Annotated in this window: 23 protein-coding genes; 5 read left to right on the top strand and 18 right to left on the bottom strand. The window is 36.1% G+C overall.

From position 1 onward, the window contains the following. Window positions 1-9: 9 nt before the first annotated feature. Complete coding sequence (locus IEW44_RS04230) at window positions 10-810, top strand: GNAT family N-acetyltransferase (protein WP_188613776.1); 801 nt, start codon at window positions 10-12, stop codon at window positions 808-810. On the opposite strand, the gene brfA is transcribed toward IEW44_RS04230, so the two are convergent. From brfA to IEW44_RS04195, 7 genes are all read right to left on the bottom strand, one after another. Next, on the bottom strand, window positions 789-1,013 hold the full coding sequence (brfA, locus tag IEW44_RS04225; RefSeq protein ID WP_188613775.1) for a ribosome rescue factor BrfA: 225 nt from the start codon (window positions 1,011-1,013) through the stop codon (window positions 789-791). The genes IEW44_RS04230 and brfA overlap by 22 nt on opposite strands. Before the next feature lie 77 nt (window positions 1,014-1,090). Beyond that, a complete protein-coding gene (locus IEW44_RS04220) occupies window positions 1,091-2,797 on the bottom strand; it encodes an ABC transporter ATP-binding protein (protein ID WP_229704155.1) in 1,707 nt (568 codons plus the stop codon). A 3-nt stretch (window positions 2,798-2,800) separates the two neighbouring features. Next, entirely contained in the window at window positions 2,801-3,547 is a 747-nt protein-coding gene (locus tag IEW44_RS04215) for a MerR family transcriptional regulator (RefSeq protein WP_188613774.1), read from the bottom strand. A 107-nt stretch (window positions 3,548-3,654) separates the two neighbouring features. Further along, entirely contained in the window at window positions 3,655-5,199 is a 1,545-nt protein-coding gene (locus IEW44_RS04210; protein WP_188613773.1) for a solute symporter family protein, read from the bottom strand. Further along, the gene (locus tag IEW44_RS04205) at window positions 5,196-5,537 is read right to left on the bottom strand and encodes a DUF485 domain-containing protein (RefSeq protein WP_188613772.1); all 342 of its coding nucleotides are present in this window, start codon (window positions 5,535-5,537) and stop codon (window positions 5,196-5,198) included. Before IEW44_RS04205 ends, IEW44_RS04210 begins: the two co-directional genes overlap by 4 nt. A gap of 1,026 nt (window positions 5,538-6,563) precedes the next feature. Then, window positions 6,564-7,277: a hypothetical protein gene (locus IEW44_RS04200; protein ID WP_188613771.1), complete on the bottom strand. Its 714-nt coding sequence runs from the start codon at window positions 7,275-7,277 to the stop codon at window positions 6,564-6,566. Next, on the bottom strand, window positions 7,274-7,741 hold the full coding sequence (locus tag IEW44_RS04195; RefSeq protein ID WP_188613770.1) for a hypothetical protein: 468 nt from the start codon (window positions 7,739-7,741) through the stop codon (window positions 7,274-7,276). Before IEW44_RS04195 ends, IEW44_RS04200 begins: the two co-directional genes overlap by 4 nt. A 63-nt stretch (window positions 7,742-7,804) precedes the next feature. On the opposite strand from IEW44_RS04195, the gene IEW44_RS04190 reads away from it, so the two are divergent. Further along, the gene (locus IEW44_RS04190) at window positions 7,805-8,110 is read left to right on the top strand and encodes a hypothetical protein (protein ID WP_188613769.1); all 306 of its coding nucleotides are present in this window, start codon (window positions 7,805-7,807) and stop codon (window positions 8,108-8,110) included. Next, the gene (locus IEW44_RS04185) at window positions 8,103-8,534 is read left to right on the top strand and encodes an NUDIX hydrolase (protein WP_188613768.1); all 432 of its coding nucleotides are present in this window, start codon (window positions 8,103-8,105) and stop codon (window positions 8,532-8,534) included. The genes IEW44_RS04190 and IEW44_RS04185 overlap by 8 nt, the downstream gene beginning before the upstream one ends. Window positions 8,535-8,608: 74 nt before the next feature. Here the strand turns inward: IEW44_RS04185 and IEW44_RS04180 are convergent, their stop codons facing one another. The 3 genes from IEW44_RS04180 to IEW44_RS04170 form a co-directional block, all read right to left on the bottom strand. Further along, window positions 8,609-9,451, bottom strand: coding sequence for a PhzF family phenazine biosynthesis protein (locus IEW44_RS04180; protein WP_188613767.1), 843 nt, complete (start codon window positions 9,449-9,451; stop codon window positions 8,609-8,611). 164 nt (window positions 9,452-9,615) lie between these two features. Next, window positions 9,616-11,169 (bottom strand): solute symporter family protein, encoded by a 1,554-nt coding sequence (locus IEW44_RS04175; RefSeq protein WP_188613766.1) that lies wholly within the window; start codon window positions 11,167-11,169, stop codon window positions 9,616-9,618. Beyond that, on the bottom strand, window positions 11,166-11,513 hold the full coding sequence (locus IEW44_RS04170; RefSeq protein ID WP_188613765.1) for a DUF485 domain-containing protein: 348 nt from the start codon (window positions 11,511-11,513) through the stop codon (window positions 11,166-11,168). Before IEW44_RS04170 ends, IEW44_RS04175 begins: the two co-directional genes overlap by 4 nt. A gap of 619 nt (window positions 11,514-12,132) precedes the next feature. On the opposite strand from IEW44_RS04170, the gene IEW44_RS04165 reads away from it, so the two are divergent. Together IEW44_RS04165 and IEW44_RS04160 are read left to right on the top strand one after the other, a co-directional pair. Continuing rightward, window positions 12,133-12,720: an alpha/beta hydrolase gene (locus tag IEW44_RS04165; RefSeq protein WP_188613764.1), complete on the top strand. Its 588-nt coding sequence runs from the start codon at window positions 12,133-12,135 to the stop codon at window positions 12,718-12,720. Window positions 12,721-12,832: 112 nt separating this feature from the next. Continuing rightward, on the top strand, window positions 12,833-13,360 hold the full coding sequence (locus tag IEW44_RS04160) for a GrpB family protein (RefSeq protein ID WP_188613763.1): 528 nt from the start codon (window positions 12,833-12,835) through the stop codon (window positions 13,358-13,360). Between the two features lie 339 nt (window positions 13,361-13,699). Here IEW44_RS04160 and IEW44_RS04155 read toward each other — a convergent pair whose 3' ends face one another. The 8 genes from IEW44_RS04155 to IEW44_RS04120 all read right to left on the bottom strand — a co-directional run bounded on the left by IEW44_RS04155 (window position 13,700) and on the right by IEW44_RS04120 (window position 22,927). Further along, window positions 13,700-14,737 carry an enoyl-CoA hydratase/isomerase family protein gene (locus tag IEW44_RS04155; RefSeq protein WP_188613762.1) on the bottom strand — a complete coding sequence of 346 codons (1,038 nt, stop codon included), beginning with the start codon at window positions 14,735-14,737 and terminating at the stop codon, window positions 13,700-13,702. A 13-nt stretch (window positions 14,738-14,750) separates the two neighbouring features. Further along, the gene (locus tag IEW44_RS04150) at window positions 14,751-15,536 is read right to left on the bottom strand and encodes an enoyl-CoA hydratase-related protein (protein WP_188613761.1); all 786 of its coding nucleotides are present in this window, start codon (window positions 15,534-15,536) and stop codon (window positions 14,751-14,753) included. 21 nt (window positions 15,537-15,557) lie between these two features. Continuing rightward, window positions 15,558-17,243 (bottom strand): acyl-CoA dehydrogenase FadE, encoded by a 1,686-nt coding sequence (locus IEW44_RS04145; RefSeq protein ID WP_188613760.1) that lies wholly within the window; start codon window positions 17,241-17,243, stop codon window positions 15,558-15,560. A 543-nt stretch (window positions 17,244-17,786) separates the two neighbouring features. Then, window positions 17,787-18,458, bottom strand: a complete 672-nt coding sequence (locus IEW44_RS04140; protein ID WP_188613759.1) for a response regulator transcription factor — start codon at window positions 18,456-18,458, stop codon at window positions 17,787-17,789. A gap of 2 nt (window positions 18,459-18,460) precedes the next feature. Next, window positions 18,461-19,822 carry a HAMP domain-containing sensor histidine kinase gene (locus IEW44_RS04135; protein WP_188613758.1) on the bottom strand — a complete coding sequence of 454 codons (1,362 nt, stop codon included), beginning with the start codon at window positions 19,820-19,822 and terminating at the stop codon, window positions 18,461-18,463. A gap of 53 nt (window positions 19,823-19,875) precedes the next feature. Beyond that, window positions 19,876-20,718, bottom strand: coding sequence for a patatin-like phospholipase family protein (locus IEW44_RS04130; RefSeq protein WP_229704154.1), 843 nt, complete (start codon window positions 20,716-20,718; stop codon window positions 19,876-19,878). 162 nt (window positions 20,719-20,880) lie between these two features. Beyond that, a complete protein-coding gene (locus IEW44_RS04125) occupies window positions 20,881-22,341 on the bottom strand; it encodes an MDR family MFS transporter (RefSeq protein WP_188613757.1) in 1,461 nt (486 codons plus the stop codon). Further along, window positions 22,334-22,927, bottom strand: coding sequence for a TetR/AcrR family transcriptional regulator (locus IEW44_RS04120; RefSeq protein ID WP_188613756.1), 594 nt, complete (start codon window positions 22,925-22,927; stop codon window positions 22,334-22,336). The genes IEW44_RS04125 and IEW44_RS04120 overlap by 8 nt, the downstream gene beginning before the upstream one ends. Window positions 22,928-23,264 lie beyond the last annotated feature (337 nt).

The raw sequence follows: 23,264 nt of genomic DNA, 5'->3' as shown, positions 1-23,264 counted from the left end.
GGTTTTATTATGGCATTTTTATCATTGCAACAACTCCCAACAGAAACGGCAACACAATTATGGAATGAAGCATTTTCCGATTATTTTGTACCAATCCGAATGGATGAGGCGGCATTTCAACAACGTTTGCTTGCCTATGATTTATCCCCTCAATATTCAACAATTGCCACAGTAGAAGATGACTATGCAGGCATTATGTTATATGGTATTGATGGTGATGCTGCATGGATTGGTGGCATGGCAACAATGCCCAAGTACAGAGGTTATGGGATTGCGCGTTCACTTGTGGCACAAGCTGTTACACAGTCACAAGCATTAGGCATTAAAATATTATTACTAGAAGTGATTGTTGGCAATGATAAAGCGATTAATTTATATGACTCCACTAACTTTAAAGAGGTTAATCGTTTAGGTGTAGCACAAGGCAGTTTAACTGCATATGAACAAGTTGCCATCCGTTTACAAGAAACAGCAGTTGAACAAAAACATCTTGATTTGCAACCACAATATATCCCATGGCAAACACATATCAAACGCAGTCCTATTGTGGTAGATTTATTTTTACAAGAGCAGTGGTTAGGTTATCTGGCTTATCAAGTGGAAAAAGATTGCATTATTGTACATCAACTTGTATTTAAAGAGCCAACGCAAGCCTTAGTGGAAGCAGTAATAACCGCATTATATGAAAAGTATGGTGCAGTAGTATGCCAATTAAATAATTTTGATATTACTACAGAGGTGTATCAATATTTACTCGATTTAGGCTTTGAAGAACAACTACAACAAATTCAAATGAAATATGATATGTAATACAAATAAAAGGCATCCCCGTCCATTTCATAGTGGTGGGTATGCCTTTTGTGTTTATTTTGACACTGTGTCATATGTTCTTTCTTAGTTTTTGTCAATCGTTCATGTGTACTAAACGTATTGTAATTACGTGCATTCGTTACATCTTTTCCTGTTTGACGCAGCAAAGCGAGTCGTTTCTTTTTAGCGGCGGAATTTGCCATAATACGTCACTCCTTCACTTACTAGTATAACGTAAGTGTGCGTACATGTAAAAATAATGGCAAACTACAGAAGATCGTTAATGCTGAAACGCCTTTTTTACAAGTTGTTGATAGTAGCTGTGGCTTACTTCTAATTGTTGGTGTGTACCTTGCCCTGTTACAACACCATTTTCAAATAATAAAATTTGGTCAGCATGTGTAATGGTGGATAGTCGATGGGCAATGATAATCGTTGTGCGTCCTGCCATAGCAGTGGTTAATGCTTGTTGTACAAGACTTTCAGATTCATTATCTAAATTAGAAGTGGCCTCGTCTAAGAGTAAAATTTCAGGATTATTGACTAAGGCTCTCGCTATAGCGATGCGTTGCTTTTGACCACCTGATAATTTCACACCGCTCTCGCCTACTTGCGTATCCATGCCATGCTCAAGTTGTTGTACAAATTCCCATGCATTTGCTTGCTGCAATGCACGAATCACATCCGCTTCTTGTGTCGTATCTGCACCATAGAGTACGTTTTCTCGAACGGTGCCTGACATTAATGGGCTCTCTTGTGGCACATAGCCAATTAAGCCTCGCCAATCTTTTAATGCAATAGTCTCAAGCGGTTGTTCACCATAACGAATCATACCTGCATCTCTTTCGTAGAAACGCTCTAATAAAGAGAAAATGGTCGTTTTACCGCCACCACTTGCGCTAACAAATGCCGTTACTTTACCATGTGGGATAGTAAAATTAATATTTTGTAGTACAGGTTTGTCAGTATAACGAAACGCTACATTTTCAAAAATAATCGCTTGCCCATGTTTAGGTGTCACGCCATCTTGTTGTTCAATAGGTTGCTTTAAAATACTTTGCAAACGCTCCGTTGCACCAGCAGCTTTTTGCAAGGCTGTAAAAAAGGTTGCCATTTGTGTGAACGGTACAATAATTTGAATTAAGTAAATCATAATCGCAACTAATGCTCCAGCAGAAATGTTGCCAGTAGCCACCTGCGCCCCGCCATAACCAAAGAGTGCAATGAGTACAAGCATCATTACTAACGTCATAATAGGCGACAGTACAGCTAAGATGCGTGCTTCTTTCAATCCATAATGATAAAGTTGCTGAATTTTTTTCGCACCATTTTCCGCTTCTAAATCCTCTGTTTGCACAGACTTCACAAGACGAATATTCGTTAATACTCTGCCTAATTGTCCGCTAAAGCTTGCAAGCTCATCTTGATTAGCTTTTGCTACTTTGTTAATCTTTTGCCCTAATGGTAACATCACAGCAATCGTTAAAGGTACAGCAATTAGCATTAGTAATGTCATTTTCCAGTCAATCCATAACAACACAGCAATCGAGCCAATAATGGCTAATAAACCTGTAATAAAACTAATGATTTGTTCCGTAATTAACTCTTTAATTACATTCGTATCTTGTGTGATACGACTCATTGTCTCACCAGACTCATGTTCGTCAAAATAAGGCACACGCATACGTAAAACATGCGACCATACGTTGTTCCGCATGCTAGCAATCACTTTCTCACCTATAATGCGCATTGCATAAAATGTAATCCCAGATAATATGGCTTGTACAAGTAAAAAGATGCCAACAATAATTAGTATGTTAAATGAAAAGCCTTTCACTGAAAAATCATTAATCATACGCATCGTGATTAATGGTACAGCTAAACCAAATACTGTTTCTAAAATACTTAAAAAGAATGTGCCTGCCATTAAAGCTTTTGGTACTTTACTTTGCCGCACATATGTCCATAAACCTTTCATTGAATCCATCCGTTAATCCTCCGTTATTAATGTAATATTTAAACGTTCCATTTCACTAGCAAACCACAATTCTTCCTCTGGTGTCAGTGGGGAAGGGAAGAGTGACTCATTATCAAATAAATCGCCATGCTCTTTTAACTTTTCTTCATATTCGATTAATTCTTTTAGTAAATCTTGAGGGATCACTTGAATGAGCTCTGTAAAAAGCGTGTATAGTTCTTCATCAGGAAGCGGCGTATGAAAAGCCTGTTTAATACGTTTTGCGATATTCATATAAGCGATATTTAACTCAACGATATTAGGGTCTGTATAACGATAAATTTTATCAACTAGCTCTTTTGGATATACACTATAAAACATCGCCTTTTGTTCATCGTCTTTTAACAGGTTATGAATTACTGAAATGAAAATAGGGATATCTACAATATTAGTGCGTTCACCAATCTCAATAGCATATTCTAATTTCATAATAATCCCCTCTACTTGCATGCGTTTTTTTTCAAATAAAGCCTTTTGGTAACGCAAGGAATCAATGATAGAACGTTGGTCTTCATGTAACAATGTTTTAATCTCCTCTAACGAGAAATCTAAATATTTAAATGCCATAATTTTTTGTGCTGTGATAATGTTGTTATCATCATAAAAACGTCTACCTGTATCGCTTACATGTGCAGGGAGAAGTACTTTTTTCTCATCATAAAAGCGCAAGGCACGAATTGTTAATCCTGTTTTTTTTGAAAATTCACCAATCGTATACATGTGATGACCTCCTTACGTTTAGTATAGAACATAACCTAACGAGAGATACAACAAAATAAAAAATCCTCAAAACACCGTAATGTTTTGAGGATTTTGAAAATTTAGAATTAATGAGATACATCTTGAACAGAAATACCTGTTGTTGCTTTAACATTAACTTCACGATATTTTTTCTCATCGTTTTCTTTAGATAATAATGTTCCAATAATACCTGCAATAAAGCCAAGCGGTACAGAGACAAGAGCAGGGTTAGAAAGCATGAATAAAGGCTCTCCAACAAAAATGGCTTTACCTTCAACTGGATTCCATACGTTTGGTGATACAGATACTAAAATAAGGGCAGAAATTAAACCTGTTAACATAGCTGAAATAGCACCAGTTGTGTTGAAACGTTTCCAGTAAATTGTGTAAATAATAACAGGTAAATTTGCTGAGCCTGCAATACAAAATGCTAGCGATACTAAAAATGCTACGTTTAATGTTTGTGCACCTAGCGCTAAAACAATTGAAATCACAGCAATCGTAATTGAGCCTATGCGTGCGGCAAGCACTTGTTCTTTTTCAGATACTTTACCTTTTTTAATAATTTGTCCGTAAATATCATGTGATAGAGCAGATGCACCTGATAATACAAGCCCTGCTACTACTGCTAAAATGGTAGCAAATGCTACAGCTGATACGAATGACATTAAAATGTCGCCACCTAATGCTTCTGCTAATAATGGCGCAGCCATGTTACCAGCAGGGTTAGCTGCTAAGATCTTTTCTGTGCCTACGAATGCTGCAGCACCAAATCCTAAGAAAATTGTTAATACGTAGAATAAACCTACAATCCACGTTGCCCAAATAACCGAAGAACGTGCTGTCTTTGCATCTTTAACAGTGAAGAAACGCATTAAAATATGTGGTAAGCCTGCTGTACCAAGTACTAAGGCAATCATCATTGAAATGGTATCCAACCCATCTGTATAACGTAAACCAGGATTTAAGTATGCTTCACCATGTTCAGTTGCTGTTGACATCTCCGTAAACATTTGAGAAATACTAAAGCCAAACTCTTTTAATACTAAAAATGAAATAATAACAGTACCTAACATTAATAAACAAGCTTTAACAATTTGCACCCAAGATGTTGCTGTCATCCCACCGAATAATACATAGATGGTCATCATGAAGCCAACAAGTAAAACAGCAATCCAGTAGTCAATACCTAATAATAATTGAATAAGTGCGCCTGCACCAACAAGTTGTGCAATCATGTAGAATAATACAATAGTAATCGTACTTAATGCTGCTGTGCCACGCACCTTTGCTGTATTAAAACGAGCTGTAATCATATCAGCGAGTGTGAATTTACCTAAGTTACGTAATGGCTCTGCCACAATATACAATACGACCAAGTAGGCTACGAGATAGCCAATAGAGAAGAAGAAGCCGTCAAATCCAAATAATGCTACGGCACCTGCGATACCTAAAAATGAAGCAGCTGATAAATAGTCTCCAGCGATTGCTAAGCCATTTTGCCATCCTGTTAAACCACCGCCAGCTGTATAGAAGTCACTTGCAGAGGATGTGCGTTTAGATGCCCACCAAGTAATGACTAATGTTAAACTTACAATTCCTACGAAAAACGAAACTGCTACAATACTCATAAGCGTCCGCCCCCTTGCTTATACTCTTCAATAATAGCTGCAGCTGCTTTATCATATGTGTTAGCGCGTGCTACATATAAGTGACATAACCCCCATGTCATAATAAAGAGTCCTGCTGAATAAATCCATACACCTGTAATGTCTCCCCAAACCTTTTGATGTAGGATAGTTGTGTACGATGTTAAAATTGGCAATGTGATATAAGCGATTAAAAAGATTGCTGTAACCGTCCATAAAAAGCCATTTTTACGTTTTACTAAGGCTTTAAAAGATGGTAATGCTGCTATCGCATCGTAATCTACAACATCAACTTTTGTGTTGTTTCCTTGATTGGCCATACCCATACCCCTCTCTGATTAAGTTTTTTGCTGTTTTATGTTGCCAAAATGCTATTTGCTTGCATTTGGTAATTTCATTTTATGAGAGTGTTCACAAAATTGCAATAGCTTTTTTAGAAATTATATAAAAAATATTTATAAAATAGTGGTATTAGATAGAAAAAACTATACAGCAAACAGAATAAAATATAGGTATTATTGCTGTAAACCCTTGGTGCATAGAGTTTTCAGTTAATTTATATATGCATAAGCGACAAGAAAAAAGCATAATTCATTATTGATTTTTGAAAATATCATTTTTGTGATAAAAATATTGCACAATAAAAACATATGTTAATATAGCGTTTTGTCATAAAAAAACGCTAGCATTTATCAGAAAAAAGAGTGGTGTATTTGCAATAAAAGGTAATGAAAAGTGTCGGGTATCATAGTGAAATGGGCAACTCAAAAATAAATAATCCACGTTATTTTTATTAAAATAATTATCCGGATGATGAAAGTAAATAAGCCCACTTGAAAAGTGAATGAGTCTATGTATTTTTTATGATGTCCCAGCTGAAAAGTCATGATATAAAGGATTCTACAGCTTGTAAAAAATAACAATATTACATCGTCTATAACACGGCACAATAATAGCTTTTTTATCATAGATATAGGATTTGTACATATTTTCTATGATAAAAGTGTTTTTATGTAATCTATGTAGTTATTTCTTTGATTAGATAAATTACCATTATTAAGTAATTATTATGATGCAAAAGCTGCTTCTTGCTATTTTTTTAATAAGTAGTGTGGATAATTCACCTCATAATGGCAAGGGAAAAGAATATTTCATATAAGTGATAAGTTGAAATAATGCCTAACATCATTTTTAGTATGTGACGACAGAGAGCCATGCGATTATTATTATAAAAAAACATTTAATGGGAGGCGATAAGATATTGTAGGTTACCATCAATCTAAACGCAATAAGAGAGAGCTTTTGTCCATATAAAAAAGCATTTGAATTTCTTCAAATGCCTTTTTTTAATACTGCGGATATAATAGGCCATCACGTAAGCGTTCATTAGTCATTTGCCATGCTTTCTCATCAATATGTGGTAAGGCTTGCAGATGTTCCTCAATGCGGTTTAGTGATACACGTATAATTTGTAACGTATAGTCATGTGCGTCTGTAGGCTTTTTAGGATAGCTTTGAGGCAATGCTAGCGCTCGCTCTGTAAACTCCGCCATGGTCAGCAAATTAGTATGCATTAAAATAAGTAGACCTGCTGTTTCAGCAATAGTGTCGTTGCTATGAGTGGCTGTTACGTGTTGCAATTGTTCATGTAATGTTTTTGCTTTTTGCATGAGCTGATAAAAAGTATTATGAGCTTCGTTCTCTGCTAAAAAAACCGCTTCTAATTTTTGTGTTTGCAATAACACCACTTGCTTTTCCTTTTTCTCAAGCGCTAGCACTACATCGATATCCGTTAGTTTTTTAGTGAAATCAACTAATGCTACTTGTATTGGTACTTTAAAAGCAAAAAATTGAGCAGGTATAGTTAGTTTTCGCGTGTACCATGTTGTCCAAAGAGCTACACCAACCATAATAAGTAGACTATCCCATACATTTTCTAATGAAAAAGCATAAAACAGCAATACACTCATTAATATGCAATAAAAAGCTGTTGCCACATACATTTTATTCATAGCTGCTTGAGGGAAGGGAATACGGATAAATCGATTAAAAAATCTCATGTTGCTTGCTCCTTCCACAATGTTTGAATGTCTTGATAGTACGTGAGGAATAGAGCATGTTCATCCGTTTGGTTATAATCATCAGGACGTTTATAAGATTTACGAACTTCGGTATGTGCCTTAATAAATGCTGTAGTCATCTCGTGCAAATCATCAGGTTTATAGATTTGTAATTTAGCGACTAAACTTAAAAAATGATTCATGTCTTCTTTGTTAAGCGCTCCTTCAGATAAATAACGGGGCAATCTTGGTATAATATAGCTCGATACTTTTAGTTTTGCACGTTCGGGTAAGTCTGTTGTTAATTGTATGTTCTCTAATAATTGGACAAATAACATACTTTGCACACGTTTTTCTAAATGGAGTGTTAATCTACGCAATACTTTTTGCGATACTGTTAAAGTACGCCAAGCAAGGAGAAGAGGAAGTGCAACACTAAAAATAATAATGGATATCTTCAACAAAATCCATAACCTCCTTTTGTGTTATTATAGCAAATGACGCATCACAATAGGGGGGGAATGTGGATGAAGCTTGAAAAAGACCACTTTTTATATCGCATTTGGCAATCCAAACGAGATTGGCATGAAGATTTACTGATCTACGATGCCTCCATCATAGAAGAGCGCAATAATACATGGGAAACAGCCCTTTACTTCCCTGATTATCTCGCGATAGGAGATGATGGGGGAGGGCGTATTGTGTATGTACGTAAGCAACCCAATAATGAAGAACATTATTTTTTACTTGATGTAGGCTGTCCTTTTATGGAGCATGCTCAGGTTTTCAATCGATTATCAGAGATTATATTATGGGAGGAAGAGGATGACTGATTTAACGATAGACATACGTGAGGGGAAGATGAATATAAGAGTAGCTGCTTGGATTGAACATGAGGATATGATATTATGTTCGACATTTCCGGACAGTTTTACTTCACTACCAGGTGGGCGTGTCAAGTTTGGTGAAACAACAACACAAGCTCTAATAAGGGAGATACAAGAGGAATTAACGGCAACAGCCCAAAATGTACGCTTGATTGCTATTATCGAAAATTTCTTTACTTATCAAGCTGTAAATTATCATGAGTATTTATATGTGTACAAAGTAAACATCATATATCAATCTGAATATTATGGTGATGATGGACAAGTATGTCATTGGTTACCTAAACAACATATTACTACGCTTTATCCCACTTCCTTAAATAAAGTGGATCCTGCGACTTTTACACATCTTGTGCATAAAGGTATGTGAATACATGTTACGCAAAGACAAAAGCTCCAGCACACACGTGCTGAAGCTTTTTATAGATGTTTTTAACATAGGAGTCATACGGTTATATCTTTCGTTTCACAATAATAACCTCTACCCCCAACATAAACGTGTTCTACTTTATTCATTTCCGTCTCTAATTTAACAATGATTTCCGAAGGGGAAGCTAGAGCGTAGCCTTGTTCAAATACGTAAAGCGGTTTATCCATATGATGTTTCTCATACAGATAGCAGGCTAAAGCACCGTTTGAAGTACCTGTTGCTGCTTCTTCATTAATCTCATACAAAGGCGCAAAGTTGCGACAAATGATACGGTCATCTTGGCAAGTGTAAAGATGTGTACCAATGACGCTGTACTGTTCACTAATCGCTTTGATTTCATTGAAATGGGGTTGCAAGTGATGCAATTGCTGTTCACTTTTAATCGGAATCAAAATATCTTTTAATCCTGTAGAGACGATTTGAATGGGGTATTGAGTATCAATGATGTCTGTATTAAAACAAGTGCTAAACTCAGCAGCTGTTAAAATCTCGTAAAATTGTGGCTTATTTTGTGCCATAAATAATAAATCATCTTGATGTAGTATATCTAGCACACCACTTTTCGTTTCAATAGTGTAGTGCTGTTTATTTAGTTTATTTAAATAGTTAAGTATGACAAAGGCACCTATCGTGGCATGACCACAAAGGTTTACCTCCTCCTTGGGAGTAAAATATTCGATTTTATAATCTGCTTTTTGTGATGTGGATATAAAGGCTGTTTCGGCATAACCTAATTGCTTAGCAATAGCCATCTTTTGTGCTGTCGTTAATAGGTAGTCCATAAAAACGACACCCGCTTTATTTCCACCTTTTCCTTCTTTACTAAACGCACTTGCTACGTAAACTTGTATTTCCATTCTACACTTCCTTCCTAACACTCTCTAAAGTATAACGAATTTACACCAGTAGATAAATAAGAAGGAGAATGGTATTTTCGGTTGATTAGCCTAAAATAGGCGTTAGCTGTTCATTGCTTTTTAAATAAAAATGTGAGGCGATTATTATCACCTCACATCCTATTTTAGTGTGAAACATCTTGTACAGATACACCTGTATTGGCTTTTACGCGAATCTCTTTGTAAATTTCTTCTGCTTGAGCTGTATTATGTTTACGCGCGCCAATCATTGAGCCAACGTATCCCGCTAAGAAGCCAAGAGGAATCGTAATAATAGCAGGCACTGCTAGGTTCACAAGTGGCTTTCCAACAAAGATAGCGGCACCTGGTACTTCAGACCAAATATTAGGCCCCATAGCACCAAAGATTAAGCAAGATAATACACCTGTTGAAATTGCAGCAACTACGCCTGTTGAGTTAAACTTCTTCCAATAAATCGTGTATAAAATAACAGGTAAGTTAGCCGATGCCCCAATACAGAAGGCAAATGATACAAGGAATGATACGTTGAGACTTTGAGCAAACAAGGCTAAGAAAATCGAAATAATCGCAATAGAAATTGAACCAATACGAGCGGCTAACACTTGTTGCTTCTCTGTTAAATTACCGTCTTTAATAATTTCACCATAAATATCATGTGAAATCGCTGAGGCACCTGTCAATACAAGGCCTGAAACTACAGCTAAAATAGTAGCAAAAGCTACAGCACTAATAAATGACATTAATACGTCGCCACCTAAATAAAAGGCAAGTAGTGGCGCTGCTGTATTCCCAGCTTTACTCTCAGCTAAGATCGATTCTGCCCCTACTAAATGTAATGCCCCTAAACCTAAGAAAATGGTTAACGAGAAGAAAATAGCTGTAATCCATGTTGTCCATGAAATCGATGAACGTGCTGTTTTCGCATCTTTTACGGTAAAGAAGCGCATTAAAATATGTGGTAAACCAGAAGTACCTAATACAAGTGCCATCATCATCGACACAGAGTCAATGGTACTCGTATATTTCATACCAGGTACTAAATACTCCTCACCATGTTCGATAGCGATGGTATCAAACATTTTCATCAACGAAAAATCAAATTGTACTAAAACGAGAGTAGCTAATAAGCCAGTACCAAATAATAAAAGGCCTGCTTTAATAATTTGTACCCATGAGGTTGCAGTCATCCCACCAAATAATACATATGTGGTCATCATCACACCAACAATTAATACAGCAATCCAATATTCAATACCAAATAGCAATTTAATCAGTGCTCCAGCTCCCACGAGTTGAGCAATCATATATAAAATCACAATAACAATCGTACCAGAAGCGGCCACCCCACGCACACGCTTCTCGTTAAAACGAGCGGTTAACATATCAGCCAACGTATATTTCCCCAAATTACGCATTGGCTCAGCGATGATGTATAAAAGGACTAAGTTAGCTACTACATAACCAACAGAGAAAAAGAAACCATCAAAGCCTGTTAACGCAATAGCACCAGACACCCCTAAAAATGCAGCTGCTGATAAATAGTCACCAGCAATAGCAAAACCATTTTGCCACCCTGTTAAACCGCCACCAGCTGTGTAAAAGTCACTTGCTGATGATGTTCTTTTAGCAGCAATGTATGTAACGACTAATGTTAGCCCCACAATACCTAAAAAGAAACCTACAGATACTAAATTCATGATTTACCACCCTTTGCTTGATACTCTTTAATTACATTTGCCGCTTGTTCATCAAACTTTGTAGCCTTTTTCACATAAATTGTACAAACGACTACCGTCATAATGAATAAAGCAGCGGAATAAATCCAAACACCTGTAATATTTCCTATTACTTTTTGTTGTAGTACAGGTTTAAAAGCAAGGATCGGAAGTAAAATATAAAAGAGTAAAAAGGCGCCTGTCATGGAAAATAGAAAAGTATTTTTCTTTTTCACAAACGTATTAAAGCTCTCCATTGCTTCTATTGCAGCATAATCTTTAGCGTCGAATGTGGATTTTGCTGCATCTTTCTTTTTGTTTGACATGTAAAATCTCCCCCTAACGATTGAAATTGCTATTTCATGCTTAATATTACTCGCATGAGCTTTTTAGCATGACATCATTTTATGAAAGAAAAACTTATAATGCAATACCAAATTTTTATTTTTTAGAAAATTCACCCTATAGTTATACCGAGAAATAATAAGGTTTATAGAGAAGTATTTTACTTTAAACAGACTTGTAACATTATGTAAATAGTATTTTAATAATAGTATAGTAAAAGAAAAATGACTTATAGGACGAAAAAATAACATAATCGAGAAATAATAAAATTGTGTAAATTTTGATTGCGGCTGTTGTTTACAGGGAAAACACATACTATTTTTGTTGTATAACAAGTTCTTTTTTTATGGGAAATAAAAAAACTTTTTTTATAAATATTCGTTCTAAAGGAATTTTATAAAAAACGTGTTTTATGTAAGTGAATACACTTTTTTGGTAATGAAGGGATTAATAATGATGATTTTATGACTTATCAATTATAAAAACCCGGTTTTTTTCTCAATAGTAATCAAAAAAATATCATAGAGAGGGATTATTCGCTTTTTTATAAGTTATTTTGTATAATTACTTTGAATTCGAGATAAAAGAGGAGTGATACTAATGTTAAAACATACATTTAAAAAAGGGCATACAGACCGAACATTGCTTTTATTACACGGAACAGGTGGCAATGAGTTTGATTTGTTACCGTTAGCTGAGATTGTGGACAAGGACGCTAATATTCTTGGGGTGAGAGGTAATGTGCTAGAGAATGGTATGCCAAGATTCTTTAGGCGTTTAGCTGAAGGGGTATTTGATGAGAAGGATTTAATCGTACGTACAAAAGAATTGTATACATTTATTCAAGAAGCGGCTGAATTATATCATTTTGACGCTAAAAAGGTAGTAGCGATTGGTTATTCTAATGGAGCTAATATTGCGGCAAGTTTATTATTCCATTACGATCAAGCTGTAGAAGCGGCTATTTTACATCATCCCATGGTGCCACTTCGCAATAAGGTAGTTCCTATACAACATACACGTGTTTTCATTGCTGCAGGGAAAAATGATCCTATGTGCCCGCCAAAAGAAGCGGAGGACTTAGCTTCAATGCTTGAACAAGCAGGTGCTGATGTAACACTTTACTGGGAACAAAATGGCCATCAATTAACACGCACAGAAGTAGAAGCCGCAAAATACTGGCTATGATGCAGCTTAATCAAAGTATTAAAGAAGTTAGGATTTGAATTTGAACAAAATATAAAAGACTATCCTAAAGAAATTTCTATTTATTCTAAATATCTATAAAGGAGTGAATTTTATGGAACTAGGGTTAGAAAGAAATAAAGTAAAATTGGTACCTTACAATAAAAATTGGAAAAATGAATTTGAAAAAGTAAAAGAAATAATTCATAATTCGACTGGTATTGAAAATGATAAGATTGAACATATTGGAAGCACTGCTATAAAAAATATAATGGCAAAACCATTAATAGATATATTGGTAGGTGTAGAGAACATTAGTTACATTAAACCTGATTTGATAAAGCAATTAAAACAAATAGGTTTTTATAAATTAAAAGTGGAAAGAGAAAATGAAATTGTATTTGCTAAATTTACAGATGATACATTTAATATAAAAATACACTTCATTCATCTAGTTGATTACGATGGGGAAATATGGAAAGATTTGATCTTTTTTAGAGATTATTTAAATTATGACGAGTCTTCGAGAGAAGATTATGAGAATATTAAAAAGAAATTTGTTGAAATTCAGTCAGTAGGGATTGAAGAATATACTGATTCAAAAGAAGAATTTGTAAAGTATATATTCTCCAAAAGGACATAATAAGAATTAAACATAAACCAAAAAAGCATGTGTGATACAGCATGCTTTTTTTGGTTTTCAAAACAATGCTTGTATTGAGTCATTCTTCTCTTATTTTACATTAAGGACATAATAAGAATTAAACATAAACCAAAAAAGCATGTGTGATACAGCATGCTTTTTTTGGTTTTCAAAACAATGCTTGTATTGAGTCATTCTTCTCTTATTTTACATTTGTCTCAATGTTAAAAGAATACTATTGAATGAGATATAACTTCCAACAATTTATATTATGTAAACTAAAATTAAAAAATAACAAAAACATGCGCCCTACTATCTTTAGAGGCGCATGTTTTTGTTTTATTTGAAGAAAGCTGTTACAGCCTCATCACTAAAGTCTGCTAATGTTTTATATTTATAGTTAGGATTACGATCTTTATCAATGACTACAGAACGTACCCCTTCATAAAAATCAGCATGTGTTAAAAAGTTTTTAGCTAGTGTTAAATTCGTAGCAAAACATTCTTCCATTGTTTTTTGTTGGCCATCTATGATTTGTTTTAATGTAATTTTTAGTGATGATGGCGAAACAGATTGTAATTGTTTGCATGTTGTTTGCGCAAATTCACTAGGATCATTAGCTAATGAAGCTATGATGGCTTCTACATTATCAAAGTTAAAGTGTTTGTTAATGGCATCTTCATCTGTTTGTAGTGCACTCTCATCGGCTGGTTGACTAGCGTATTGGGCAATTAGACTATCCAATTGTGCCGTACTATCTCCTTGCCACTTCGTATGTTCAATCGCTGTTAAAAACGCTGTTAATTGTTCTGTTTGCATAAAAATATCCGCAGCATTTGCAAATAGTACATCCTGTGCAGGTATAACAGAAGCTGTTAATGCTAAATAACGTCCGATATGCCCTGGCGCTTTATTTAAAAAGTACTCAGCACCCACATCTGGGAAAAAACCAATATTCATTTCAGGCATTGCCCATTTTGTGCGTTCTGTCACGATGCGATGGCTTGCCCCATATGTGAGCCCAACGCCACCACCCATAACAATACCATCTAATACAGCAATGATTGGTTTTTTATAATGATAGAATTGCATATCTACTTTGTACTCTTCCTCGAAAAACTGCATGGCTGTCGCTTTAGCTTCATCATTTTTACGTGCCTCATAGAGCGTTTTAATATCGCCACCAGCACAGAAGCCTTTTTCTCCAGCTCCTTTAACGATAACCACTTTAACTTGCTCATCCATTGCCCATTTTGTTAAGTGTTCCCCAATTGGTTTAACCATGTCATAAGACAATGAATTTAAAGCTTTTGGGCGATTTAATGTAATAACAGCTGTGCCGCCTTCATATACGTCAAAAAGAACTACATTTTCCATCCTACATGCCTCCCTAGCGATTATTGAACTTAGCTTCACGTTTTTCAATAAAGGCTTGTACGCCTTCTTGTGCATCTTCAGTTGTAAATAATTCTGAAAAACGCTTGCTCTCTAAAGCTAAGCCATCTCGTAAAGATAAATCAGTACCTTGCATAATACATTCGATTGTGCGCGAGATACTTGTCATACTTTTATTTTCAATAAATGACTGAGCAGTCGCTCGGGCAGTGCTCATAAGTTCTTCAGGTGGAGTGACAACTTGTACAATACCTAATGTTTGTGCTTCTTCTGGCGATAATTGTTTACTCGTTAAAATTAATTCGATTGCTTTTGCTTTAGATGTGATATGTGTGAGGCGTTGTGTCCCACCAAACGTTGGTAGCAATCCAAGTTTAAGTTCTGGTAAACCAAGAATCGCTTTTTGAGATGCAATACGATAATGACAACCTAATGCAAGCTCAAGACCGCCGCCAAGTGCTGGGCCATTAATCGCAGCAATGACTGGTTTTGTTAATGCTTCAATCTCATCACATAATGCTTGTCCTGCTTTAGCCATCTCATGTGCGGCTTGTTCATTACCAAATGCTTCAACAAACTCCTTAATATCGGCTCCGGCTACAAAAAATCGCCCTTCCCCTGTAACGATAATCGCGTGAACAGTATCATCTGCTCCTAGTTGTTTGAATGTAGCACGTAAGTCAGCAATACACGCTGAAGATAAAGCATTAGCTGGTGCATGATTGATGGCAACAATCGCAATGGCTCCATCCTTTGTAATAGTTGAAAATGATTGTGACATATGAATACCCTCCCTGTTATATTAAGCAAACCATTTTGGATTAGTAATAATCTCTGTAGCAATCGCACGTTTTTTAGCAAATAGATTGCGATGAGTTGGTGCTTTTGGCAATGATGCTAAGCTTGTATTTAATGCCTCACCATCTTGAATACCTGCTATAATACTTGTCGCTAATTGAGATACTTTGTGATAGCCCTCTTCACATAATACATCTGTCAATAATGTATGCAACTCAGGTGGAGTAGCTTGTTTTTTTAGACGAGCTAAGGCAGCGTCCATCACATATACTTGTGTCACAATATCGGATAATGCGCGTGAATATTCTTGTTCAGCATTAATATCAATTTGTGCAGATGTAACATGTTGTAAAGCAAGCTGTAATGCTAACTTAGCGCTCGCTACAAATTGTGTATTAACATCAGCTTGCTGATCTACCACACTATTGTGTAATCCGCTATCGAAACGTTTCGTTAACATTTTAGCTATCGTTAAGCGATTGATTTCATTTGTACCTTCAAAAATACGGCTAATACGTGCATCGCGATATAAACGCTCTACATCGTACTCTTGCATATACCCATAACCACCATGAATCTGTACGGCTTCGTCAACAGCATAAGCTAAACTCTCTGAACAAAATACTTTATTTAATGCACATTCCATCGCATAGTTGGCGATACTCTTCATAACGGCTTGTTGGTCTGTCGCAGCTTCAATCGCATCATCCATATCACCAGCTGTACGATAAGCAGCACTCTCAGCACCATAAATTGCTACGGCCATATTAGCAATCTTTTCTTGAATCATCGTAAAATCAACAAGGAAGTGATTGAATTGTTTGCGCTCTTTCCCGTAATTAACAGCTAAATGCATCGCTTGTTTCGCTGTACCAATGTTAGAGAAAGCAAGTTTTAAACGTGCCATATTTAAAATATTCATGGCTACCTTATGCCCTTGACCTAATTCACCTAATACGTTTTCTTTTGGTACTTTCACATCCTGTAAAATTAATGTTGCTGTAGAAGAGCCTTTAATGCCCATTTTCATTTCTTCAACACCAATAGATACACCGTCATATGTGCGCTCTACAATAAAGGCTGTCATGGCATTGTCTGTTTTAGCAAAAACGACATAAACATCAGCCATATTAGCGTTTGTAATCCACTGTTTCTCCCCGTTAATCGTGTAGTGCGTGCCATCGTCAGATAATATGGCATTTGTTTTTGGCTTTAAGGCATCCGACCCTGCATCTGGCTCTGTTAATGCATAAGCACCAATCCATTCACCAGAAGCGATTTTTGGCAAGTAGGTTTTCTTTTGTTCTTCCGTCCCGAAATAAACATAAGGTAATGTACCTACCCCTGCATGAATATTATAAGAAACACTAAATGACCCACCAAAGCCAATGCGTTCTGCTACTAAACCTGATATTTTTTTGTTTAATTCTAAACCATCATAATCTTCTGGTACTTCAATTGCTAGTAAGCCAAGTTCGCCCGCTTTTTCAAACAATTTAACTGAAATCTCATGTTGTTGTTTTTCAATTGCTTCGATTTGTGGCGTAACATCTTGTTTAATAAACATCTCTGCTGTTTTTGCGATTAACTCTTCTTCATCTTGGAAATCTTCGGGTGTAAATAAAGCATTGCGCTTTACCTCATCTCCTAAAAAGATTGCTTCTGAAAATTGACACGTTGTTTTTTCCATACAATACCCTCCCCAAAATCGCTTACATTTATTTTCCTTGATGTCCCCTTTGAAAACGCTGTCACCACTAAGGAAAATAATACATGACAAATACACTAAAGCGGATAAAACCGACAAAAAATAGCATATTTGTCTTGTTTCTTCACCTTACCATATGCTTTTTAATACAAGCAATATCGTTAAAATTCTGAAAAAACAATTAACGACAAACAAAAAGTGTTGTCGAGCATTATTATAACGTAAACAACAAATAATGTGTATAAAAATAATTTTATATCCTTTTTAGCATAATAAAAGAGAGCCATTAACGGAGTGGCTCTCTTTTATTTCGGTATTTACGCATGATAGCTGATGTTATCACACTGACGGTTGAATAACGTATAAGCAGCTTGGTCAGAGATGTCAGATTCCCAGTATTACCATCATCTTTGGGGAAGATGTGCTAATAAACATCTCACTGTTATATCGCATTCGACCTTATGCTTGCATCTTATCAAATGAATGTGCAAATAGTATGCAAAATTTGCGAAATTACAAAGAATTTTATTGCCAACGGTAACCGATGCCCCATACCGTTAATAAATAATCATCCATTGGCAAGCCCTTCTTTCGCAACTTATCCCGTAAATTACGAATGTGAGAATCGACTGTACGATAATCCGTATTTGTCTCATCCTCCCAGCCATAATACAGTAACTCTTCACGCGAGTAGGCTTTATTAGGACGTGATAAGAAAGCCTTCATTAGAGCAAACTCTTTCACTGTCATGGGTATGATCGTAGTTTGATATTGGAGCGTAAATGTTTCCATGTTCAAGACAAAATCTTGATATTGGATAACTTGTCGTTCAGCGGGTTGCGTCCTTCGCAATAAGGCTTGTAAACGTGCGACTAATTCGTCCTCATCAAATGGTTTTGTAATATAATCATCCGCTCCAATATTTAAGCCTTCGATAACATCTTGTTTTTCGCTTTTAGCTGTTAACATAATAATCGGTACTCGTGAAAACTGACGAATGGCTTGGCAAATTTCAAAGCCATTTAAACCTGGCATCATAACATCTAACAAGACAGCATCGACCTCGTTAGCGCGCAAATAACGTAAAGCTTCCTTACCATTTGTAAATGTTTTACACGTAATATCATGTGGATATAAAAATATTTCAATTAATTCAAGCATACGTTGTTCATCGTCTACAACAACAATATTTGACATCTTTAAACCTCCTCAAGCGTCACAATAAATTGTGAACCTACATGTAACTCGCTTGTTACTGTAATTGAACCCCCATGTGCTTCCACTAACTCTTTCACGATGGCTAAGCCAATACCAGAGCCACCAAATTCACGTGCTCGAGATTTCTCGACACGGTAAAATTTATCAAAGATATGGACAACATCCTCTTCACTAATCCCGTGACCAGTATCTTTAACAATAATGCGTGTCTGGCTTGCGCTTTGCTTGCATGATAATGTAACAGTGGCGTTTGGCTCGCTATATTTTAACGCATTATCTACTAAATTTAAGATAATTTGCTCAAGGCGAAGTGGATCAGCATAGAAAGTAAAGTTATGTGGACAGTCAACAGTTAAGTGTACACCTTTTTCAGCAAAAGAATGGGATACAATTTGAGCGACTTGCTCAATAAAAGGTTTAGCCGCTATTAATTCTTTTTCAATCGTAAACTTATGCTCATCAAGCTGAGCTAAATCCATTAAATTTTTGACTAATGCCTTCATGCGAGTAGATTCTTCATGAATGATTGTTAAATAATGCTTGCGCTTCTCTTCGCTAATATCTTCACGCATCGCCACTTTAGAATAGCCAATTAAATACGTTAAAGGTGTGCGTAACTCATGTGATACCGCAGACAAAAATTCATTGCGACTATTTTTCATATGCGCTAAATCTTTAGCTAAACCATTAATCGCATGCCCTAATTCGCCCAGTTCATCATCTGTTGTAGATGGAATTTTAACATCAAAATCTCCTTGACTCATACTTTCTGTAGCACGTTTCATACGCAAAATAGGACGTGTAATACGTCTTGATAATAATGCATATGCCATAAATAATACAAAGATGCTTGTAATGCTAATCGTTTTAAAATCTGTGCCAATTTTATTCGCGATTTCTTGTAGAGATGCGGTATCTTGAATCATGATTAAGTAACCCGTGTTACCATCAATGGCATAGGGATGAGCGCTCATGATGTATGGCTCTTCCTTCCAATTGGTTAATAGTAAACGGTCATGATCCACTTGTACTTGCGATAGAAAAAGACTATAGTGTTCGTACAATTTAGGATCAGAAGCCACGACAAGCTGTTTATGTTCGTCTAACACAATTACATCTCTATCTCGCCCTTGCTCAACGAGTAGAATGCTCGCTAATGTTGAGGATGTATAATTTTTAGCTAACATATCACGATAATTCGTCCCATGCTTTTGTAATTGAGTTAAGGCATCTTCTGCATAGTCCTCCACCATATTGCTATGAATATAATAGAGTAGCACAATTTGGAAAATCATAACAACAGTAAAAAAATACATTGCAAGTTTAATTGAAATTTTACTCATTACGCCACCTCAGTTACTGTTATACCGTATTCATATGAAAAAAGTATGCAGAGTTACCCTTGTAAAAATGTCTGTAATTGTTGTAAACGATTTTGTGTTTGACGATACCCCATATCATAGTTGACTTTCATTACTTTAGGTTTCTTTTCAAAACTATTAATAGGCACATAAGGACGATAAACAAAGGCATCACCAGCGGCTTCAAGTGCCTCAATTTGCCTCATTGTTTCATTGTATCGTTCAGCTCGTGTAAGTAAAGATTGTGCTACTTTAGGATAGCGTTTTTTAAAACGAGCCATCACCCACTCATCTTGTTTACTTGTCACTTTACGATAACCAGGTGGGCGAGTGAGTACAATGACATGCCGCTTATACCCCTTATCTATGGCACGATTAATAGGAATAGCATCTGCTAACCCCCCATCAAAATAAGGGGTGTCATTAACTAAGATTTCTGGAAACAATACAGGTAACGCACAAGTCGCACGTAACAGTGTACAATGGCGATCCATAGTTAAGGCGTCATGATATTCCGCCATACCTGTGTGTGCATTCGTTACCCCAAACTCTAACTCGCCATCAAAATTACGAAATGTCTCCCAATCAAAAGTATCTAATTGATTAGGTAAAATATTATAGGAGAAATCTAAACCAAAATAACTTTTATCTGTAATAAAGTTGCGCCACCCCATATACCTTGGGTCATTGCGATATGTAGAAATGGTGCGGAAAGTACGTTCACGTTGTTGAGAAATATAAGAACATGCGTTAATGGCTCCTGCTGATACCCCAATTGTGTACGGAAAGCTAATTTCAGCATCTAAAAATGCATCAAGTACACCCGCTGTAAAAATCGTACGAAACGTGCCACCTTCTAAAATTAAACTTGTTGTCAAAAGAAAACCCCCTATGTTTTGATATGCAATAATAAAAAAACCTTTACTTTGATTGAATGGTAAAGTTACCATGCCCAAAATAAAGGATAAACCTCTGTATCGTTTTACACAACAAAAACTCATAGCACAACGAGGAAATGCTGTTTACCAAATGAAAATATATTATGACTTAGCATCAGGCGATTCAGGTACTGCTCGACGCATAAATAGTGCGAGTACAAAGCTAATGACAGCAAAAACCACACCGAATAAGTACACATACTGCATACCGCCAATAAAAGCATCTGCTGCATTCATATTTGGCGTTGAGGCTAAGAGTGTGGTTTGTTTAGCAGATAACAGCCCAACAAATACAGAGACGCCAATAGCACCCACAACAGGCTGCAATGTTGTAATAACTGCTGTGCCATGAGGGTAGAGCGTTTTAGGTAAGCCATTTAACGCATTCGTTTGAGCGGGCATCATAATGGCTGACACGGATACCATTAATAAGATATACCCTACAACAATTAACCATTTTGGTGTGGTAATTGTAAATTGGCTAAAGAGAAACATTGTTCCGCTTAACATGAGAGTAGCTGGAATAATTAGCTTCCGAGGGCCAAAGATATCAAATAATTTGCCCATAACAGGTGATAACAAACCATTTAACAAACTGCCTGGTAATAATAATAAACCTGCTGTAGCCGCTGAGATCAGTAATGGGCCTTGCAAATACATTGGTAAAATAACCTCAGATGCTAACATGGCCATCACAATGATGGTATACATCATAATCGCTAATCGAAACATAGGGTAGCGAAAAACCTGCAAATTTAATAATGGTTGCTCTAGTGTAAGTTGACGCCTAACAAAGAGCGCAATGGTCACTGCACCCACAATAATAGCTATGTACACACTAGGTGTTAGGAAACCATGTTCAGCAGAGCCTGCCGAACTAAAGCCGTATACAATACCTCCAAAACCAATAGTGGATAATACAATCGATAATACGTCTATTTTAGGTTTTGTTACTTCTGAGATATTAATCAAATATTTATAACCAAATAAAATAGCAACCACTAAAAAAGGAATCACAACAATGAATAAATAACGCCATCCTAAATATTCTACAATAACACCGGATAATGTAGGCCCTATTGCTGGCGCAAACATAAAGACTAAGCCTACTAAACCGAGCATAGCTCCTCGACGTTCTGGTGGAAATAACAATAAAAATACGTTAAAAATAACAGGTGACAGTAACCCTGTACCAATGGCTTGAAGAAATCGACCAACAAGTAACATAGTGAAAGACTGAGCACTCGCACAAATGATTGTACCTATCGTAAATATAGTCATAGTGCCAATGAACATTTGGCGCGTTGTAAACCACTGGATTAATAAGGCTGAGGCTGGCATAATCATACCCATTACTAGCATAAATCCTGTTGTCATCCATTGCACAGTCGTCATTGTAAGATGAAACTCATGCATTAAAGTGCTTAATGCAATATTCAATAATGTTTCGTTCATCATGGCAAAAAAAGCGCCAATCATTAAAGATAAAATGATAGGTAATACTTTTACAGAAGGATCATCTGCTAAGTATTCATATTTTGGTGTTGTTTGAGGCTCAGTCATGTGCGATAAGTTCCCTCTCTTTCTGTGTAATAATGGTTAAGATTTGTTGATGCGCTAGTAAGAATGGCTCATTTGATAAGTGCGTCATTGCCATAATGCCGTAGCCTTGTAAAATGGCGAGCAATAAAGTGGCAATTTTCACCGCTTCTTGCTGAGGCCATTTTGAGGCTATGAATTTTTGAGCTACTAGCTCAATCATCAGATCATAGGCCTCCTTACAAGCCAGGCGAATACGCTCGCTCATAAGCGATGTTTCCATAGCGATCAGTGCTAATGGAATGCCGTCATATTCAGCAGTAACATCTATTTTTTCATGATAGGTCAATACATAATCAATAGCATCTCGTGCATCATCATGGACAGCAAGTAATGTTGTTAAGTCTTTACGCATTCCTTCTTTAGCTCGCCATATTGCTTCTTCTACTAGTTGCTCCTTCCCTTCTGGAAAATAATAATAGAGCGAACCTTTTGGGCATCCTGATTCTTTAATAATTTGATTTAATCCGGTGCCATGATAGCCTTGTTTTTGAAACAATTTAGAAGCAGTGATTAAAATCTTCTCTTTAGTGTCTGTTGGTTTTGCCACAATACATCATCCCTTCACATTATATTATAACAACTGGTCTACATATTACGCAGTCATCCTATGGTTGTCAACTTGTATAAGATAACCAATATATGAATAAATCCCTTTTTATTGTTTAAAATTAAGTAATCTGAATAGTTTTTTATTCGTTTTAGGACACCTTTTTAACGCAAAATATAAAAATACATAAACGCGTAAAAAAAAGATTTAAAAAGACTAAAGTTTCATTTTCTAGCGTATTTAAGCGGTTACAATTCGATATATTCGTCATAAATATGACATATATAGTTTTATCGACCTAAAAAAAGAGCAAATGATTCGCTTTCTCATCATAATT

This window comes from Lysinibacillus alkalisoli, assembly GCF_014643595.1.
GTDB lineage: Bacteria > Bacillota > Bacilli > Bacillales_A > Planococcaceae > Metalysinibacillus > Metalysinibacillus alkalisoli.
The sequence above is the reverse complement of the archived record's forward strand: the minus strand, read 5'-3'. Positions and strand labels throughout refer to the sequence as shown.

What these genes read in the sequence shown, in the direction of transcription:
- IEW44_RS04175 (WP_188613766.1), bottom strand. Translation starts at nt 11,169, where the DNA reads ATGAATTTAGTATCTGTAGGTTTCTTTTTAGGTATTGTGGGGCTAACA.
- IEW44_RS04160 (WP_188613763.1), top strand. Translation starts at nt 12,833, where the DNA reads ATGGAACTAGGGTTAGAAAGAAATAAAGTAAAATTGGTACCTTACAAT.
- IEW44_RS04210 (WP_188613773.1), bottom strand. Translation starts at nt 5,199, where the DNA reads ATGAGTATTGTAGCAGTTTCGTTTTTCGTAGGAATTGTAAGTTTAACA.
- IEW44_RS04125 (WP_188613757.1), bottom strand. Translation starts at nt 22,341, where the DNA reads ATGACTGAGCCTCAAACAACACCAAAATATGAATACTTAGCAGATGAT.
- IEW44_RS04165 (WP_188613764.1), top strand. Translation starts at nt 12,133, where the DNA reads ATGTTAAAACATACATTTAAAAAAGGGCATACAGACCGAACATTGCTT.
- IEW44_RS04150 (WP_188613761.1), bottom strand. Translation starts at nt 15,536, where the DNA reads ATGTCACAATCATTTTCAACTATTACAAAGGATGGAGCCATTGCGATT.
- IEW44_RS04170 (WP_188613765.1), bottom strand. Translation starts at nt 11,513, where the DNA reads ATGTCAAACAAAAAGAAAGATGCAGCAAAATCCACATTCGACGCTAAA.
- IEW44_RS04205 (WP_188613772.1), bottom strand. Translation starts at nt 5,537, where the DNA reads ATGGCCAATCAAGGAAACAACACAAAAGTTGATGTTGTAGATTACGAT.
- IEW44_RS04230 (WP_188613776.1), top strand. Translation starts at nt 10, where the DNA reads ATGGCATTTTTATCATTGCAACAACTCCCAACAGAAACGGCAACACAA.
- IEW44_RS04190 (WP_188613769.1), top strand. Translation starts at nt 7,805, where the DNA reads ATGAAGCTTGAAAAAGACCACTTTTTATATCGCATTTGGCAATCCAAA.
- IEW44_RS04180 (WP_188613767.1), bottom strand. Translation starts at nt 9,451, where the DNA reads ATGGAAATACAAGTTTACGTAGCAAGTGCGTTTAGTAAAGAAGGAAAA.
- IEW44_RS04215 (WP_188613774.1), bottom strand. Translation starts at nt 3,547, where the DNA reads ATGTATACGATTGGTGAATTTTCAAAAAAAACAGGATTAACAATTCGT.
- IEW44_RS04145 (WP_188613760.1), bottom strand. Translation starts at nt 17,243, where the DNA reads ATGGAAAAAACAACGTGTCAATTTTCAGAAGCAATCTTTTTAGGAGAT.
- IEW44_RS04220 (WP_229704155.1), bottom strand. Translation starts at nt 2,797, where the DNA reads ATGGATTCAATGAAAGGTTTATGGACATATGTGCGGCAAAGTAAAGTA.
- IEW44_RS04155 (WP_188613762.1), bottom strand. Translation starts at nt 14,737, where the DNA reads ATGGAAAATGTAGTTCTTTTTGACGTATATGAAGGCGGCACAGCTGTT.
- brfA (WP_188613775.1), bottom strand. Translation starts at nt 1,013, where the DNA reads ATGGCAAATTCCGCCGCTAAAAAGAAACGACTCGCTTTGCTGCGTCAA.
- IEW44_RS04140 (WP_188613759.1), bottom strand. Translation starts at nt 18,458, where the DNA reads ATGTCAAATATTGTTGTTGTAGACGATGAACAACGTATGCTTGAATTA.
- IEW44_RS04185 (WP_188613768.1), top strand. Translation starts at nt 8,103, where the DNA reads ATGACTGATTTAACGATAGACATACGTGAGGGGAAGATGAATATAAGA.
- IEW44_RS04135 (WP_188613758.1), bottom strand. Translation starts at nt 19,822, where the DNA reads ATGAGTAAAATTTCAATTAAACTTGCAATGTATTTTTTTACTGTTGTT.
- IEW44_RS04200 (WP_188613771.1), bottom strand. Translation starts at nt 7,277, where the DNA reads ATGAGATTTTTTAATCGATTTATCCGTATTCCCTTCCCTCAAGCAGCT.